Raw genomic sequence first — 1,865 nt, 5'->3', positions numbered from 1 at the left:
CCCCGGTGCCGCTGCTGCGCCCCGCCCCCGTGCCGCAGGTGGCGCCCGAGCGTGAGCTGAGCGTCGTCTGGTACGGCCACGCCTCCACCCTGGTGGAGGTGGAGGGGCACCGGGTGCTGATCGACCCGGTGTGGAGCGACCGCTGCTCCCCGTCGGCCTCGTTCGGCCCGAGACGGCTGCACGAGCCCCCGGTACGCCTCGACGAACTACCCCCGGTCGACGCGATCCTGATCTCCCACGACCACTACGACCACCTGGACATGGCCACCGTCGGGGAACTGACCCGCCGGCAGTCCGCGCCGTTCCTGGTGCCGCTCGGCGTCGGTGCCCACCTGGACCGCTGGGGTGTGCCCGAAGACCGGATCGTCGAACTGGACTGGTCGCAGTGCCACCGGGTCGGCGGATTGGAGATCACCGCCACCGCCGCCCAGCACTTCTCCGGCCGGGGCCTGCGCCGCGACGGGACGCTCTGGAGTTCCTGGGTCATCGCCGGCGCGCACCGGCGGGTCTTCTACACCGGCGACTCCGGCTACTTCGACGGGTACGCCGAGATCGGCGCGGAGCACGGGCCGTTCGACGTCACGCTGATGCAGATCGGCGCGTACGACCGGGCGTGGGCGGGCATCCACATGTTCCCGGAGGAGGCCGTCGCCGCCCACCTCGACCTGCGCGGCGAACTGCTCCTCCCGGTGCACTGGGCGACGTTCAACCTCGCCCTGCACGACTGGGCCGAGCCGGTGGACCGGCTGTGGGCCGAGGCGAAGGCCCGGGACGTGCGGATCGCCGTACCCCGGCCCGGGGAGCGGGTGGTGGTCGACGACCCGCCGCCGGTGGACGGCTGGTGGCAGGCGGTCGCCTGAGGTGCCTGCGGTGGCGCTCGGCAACGGCGGCCACCGGCAAGCGGACGACACCGGCGGGCCGTCAGAGCACGAACGCGTCGGTCCAGAGGGCGCCGGATCGTCCGGAGAGCGCGTCCAGCATGGCCACCGCCTGCCCGTCGGTGAGCTGGGCGACGAAGTCGACGATCGCCCGACCCCGGGCCCGGCCGATCCGGTCCGGGGTACGCGGATGCAGCTCCGCCTCGGCCAGCTCCACCAGGTCGTGCAACCGGCGCGGCAGCCGCGACTCCTCCTCCGGGTCGAGCAGCCACTCCCAGAGCGCCTCGACCAGGGTGCCCAGCAGCCGGGCCTGCCCGCGCTGGTGCAGGGCCAGGTCGGGGCGGGCCAGCACGAACCGGTGGTGGACGAACTTGAGCACCTGCACCTCGTGCCACTGCGCCGGGGCCAGCAGCACGTGACCGGAACGGACGTCCGGCTCGGCGACGACGGTGATCGCGTCGACGAACCGGGTGGTCCAGCGGGCGGAGAAGCGGGCCACGTACTGCTCGGCCTCGATGGAGCCGTCGAAGGGCATCGCGAGCAGGCCCTCGACCAGTTCCTGGCGGACGTGCTCGACGGCGGCGGCGAACGCCTCGTCGTCGGCGACCCACGAGTCCTTGCGGTGCAGCTGCCGGCGCAGCCGCTCGATCGCCGAGCCCGGACGCCGGGCCGCGCCGGCCAGCGCCGCGTCGGTGACCGCCCGCAGGTGCCCGCCCTCGCGCTGCCAGGCCATCAGCTCGGCGGCCACCGCCCCCTGCTGGAGCACCCCCACCCGGTAGAAGTCCTCCACGTCGTGGATGGCGTACGCGATGTCGTCGGCGGTGTCCATCACCGACGCCTCGGCGGTCTGCTGCCAGTCCGGGATGCGTCCGGCGAACGGCTCACGGGCCTGCCGCAGGTCCGCCAGCTCGGTGCGGTACGCGCCGAACTTCGCCGAGCCGCTGGCCGGGTCGTCCGGCGGGACGGCGGCGCCCCGGGGTGCGGGGG

Annotated in this window: 1 protein-coding gene and 1 pseudogene; one reads left to right on the top strand and one right to left on the bottom strand. The window is 74.3% G+C overall.

The window, feature by feature from the left end; all coding sequences use genetic code 11:
• Nucleotides 1–860: MBL fold metallo-hydrolase (locus tag E1166_RS30405; protein ID WP_132343234.1), on the top strand; the 860-nt coding region annotated here is incomplete at its 5' end.
• 61 nt (nt 861–921) lie between these two features.
• Here the strand turns inward: E1166_RS30405 and E1166_RS30400 are convergent.
• A pseudogene (locus E1166_RS30400) lies at nt 922–1,865 on the bottom strand (phosphodiesterase); the annotation flags it as partial.

The sequence above is a fragment of the Micromonospora sp. KC213 genome, from assembly GCF_004348325.1.
In the GTDB taxonomy this organism is placed as follows: domain Bacteria; phylum Actinomycetota; class Actinomycetes; order Mycobacteriales; family Micromonosporaceae; genus Micromonospora.
This window is presented reverse-complemented; position numbering and strand designations above follow the sequence as displayed.